Source organism: Candidatus Erwinia dacicola (assembly GCF_001756855.1).
Taxonomy (GTDB): Bacteria; Pseudomonadota; Gammaproteobacteria; order Enterobacterales; family Enterobacteriaceae; genus Erwinia; species Erwinia dacicola.
Genome location: NZ_MAYS01000171.1, coordinates 1 through 1,414, shown reverse-complemented (window position 1 = coordinate 1,414; position 1,414 = coordinate 1). Strand labels below are relative to the sequence as shown.

Sequence of the window (1,414 nt, the reverse complement as noted above, 5' to 3'; positions counted from 1 at the left end):
GGCAAGGCTGGGACGGAAGTTACTGTCAATCTCAAAATCGGTGGAGCTGCATGACAAAGTCATCGGGCATTCTCTAAACATGAGATACTATCAGTAAGTTGGAATCATTACCACAAATTCTGTTCAACACGCTTGATCAGCAGACTCATTAATTTCAATTATTGCAGCAGCTGGCGAGAAAATAATCCCCGCCGTTTCGCTGCTGCCAGTAAATTATTTCCCAGGCAGGTTTCGATCCAGCCAGTTCACCAGATAATCACTCGCAGGGGTGATCAGCCACCAGCTCATGCCCACCAGCACAATAGATAACGATCCCACGGCAATATCTGTAAACCAGTGGGCGCCAATCATTACGCGCGGCAGAGCAAATATCAGCATGATAACCACAGCGACGGCAAACGCGCGGCGGGTGAAATAACGCAGCATAAAGCAGGAGAATATCATCAGCATCATGCCGTGATCGCCCGGGAAGCTGTCTGCAGAGGAGTCTTTAGTCGAGATGCCAGTCAGTTTGGTCACATGGTTAACGTCCGGGAAGAACGTCGTCGGGCTGCCGTTAGATACCGGGATCAAATGCCCTAACTGGTTAAGACCAACCGCGCTAATCAGCATCGTAATGCCAATCGCTAGCATCCGGCACCGACCCTGTGGGGTTTCGTGGCACCAGAAGTGCAGGTACAGTGCACCCATCGCCAGCAGCGACACCCCGTCAAACGCGCGGTAATTTGTAATTGCTACAAGCCACAGCAGGGCTTGGTTAGTCACCAGATGCTGGTTGAACCAGTAGAAAATCGTCCTGTCTAGGATAAACCACCAGCCATGATTTACCGGCAGATACCACGAGAAGAACAGTGCAAAGCCCGCAGCGTTCAGGGTCAGAATTGTAAGCAGGCGTTTAGTTGTCATGTTGATTAAGGATTTATTAAGAAATATTGCGGAGTAGAGTATGCCTGAAATTATAAACGAAGATTCAACAAAGAGGTTTGCAAAATATTCCAATCTGCCTGTTCTTGGTGAACAAGCTCAATCCGGCTGTCCGGCGGGGCAACTGGCGGGTTTCAATATAAAAGTCGGCGGGCACTGTTGCAAAGATCTGGCGATGGTAAACTGATGCCACTGTTTAGTTGAAGGAGCAGCACATGAACCCATTTAAAGGTCGACATTTTGAGCGTCATATTATCCTGTGGGCCGTCCGCTGGTACTGCAAATATGGCATCAGTTATCGTGAGCTGCAGGAGATGCTGGCTGAGCGAGGGGTAAATGTCGATCACACCACGATTTATCGATGGGTTCAGCGTTCTGCACCTGAAATGGAAAAGCGGCGGCGCTGGTACTGGCGTCAACCTTCCGGTTTTGGCTCATGGCATCTCGATGAAACCTACGTGAAGGTCAACGGACGCTGGGCTTATCTGTA

The 1,414-nt window shown here is 49.7% G+C and carries 3 protein-coding genes and 1 pseudogene; 2 read left to right on the top strand and 2 right to left on the bottom strand.

Annotated features, from left to right (window positions below; all coding sequences use genetic code 11):
* Positions 1–97: IS1 family transposase (locus tag BBW68_RS15910; RefSeq protein ID WP_222563066.1), on the top strand; the 97-nt coding region annotated here is incomplete at its 5' end.
* Between the two features lie 116 nt (positions 98–213).
* On the opposite strand, the gene BBW68_RS05155 is transcribed toward BBW68_RS15910, so the two are convergent.
* Positions 214–906, bottom strand: coding sequence for a phosphatase PAP2 family protein (locus BBW68_RS05155; protein WP_070134291.1), 693 nt, complete (start codon positions 904–906; stop codon positions 214–216).
* Between the two features lie 50 nt (positions 907–956).
* Positions 957–1,049 (bottom strand): annotated as a pseudogene (locus tag BBW68_RS19570) (hypothetical protein); the annotation flags it as partial.
* 90 nt (positions 1,050–1,139) lie between these two features.
* On the opposite strand from BBW68_RS19570, the gene BBW68_RS05150 reads away from it, so the two are divergent.
* A partial coding sequence (locus tag BBW68_RS05150; protein ID WP_148127483.1) for an IS6 family transposase occupies positions 1,140–1,414 on the top strand: 275 nt, incomplete at its 3' end.

What these genes read in the sequence shown, in the direction of transcription:
- BBW68_RS05155 (WP_070134291.1), bottom strand. Translation starts at nt 906, where the DNA reads ATGACAACTAAACGCCTGCTTACAATTCTGACCCTGAACGCTGCGGGC.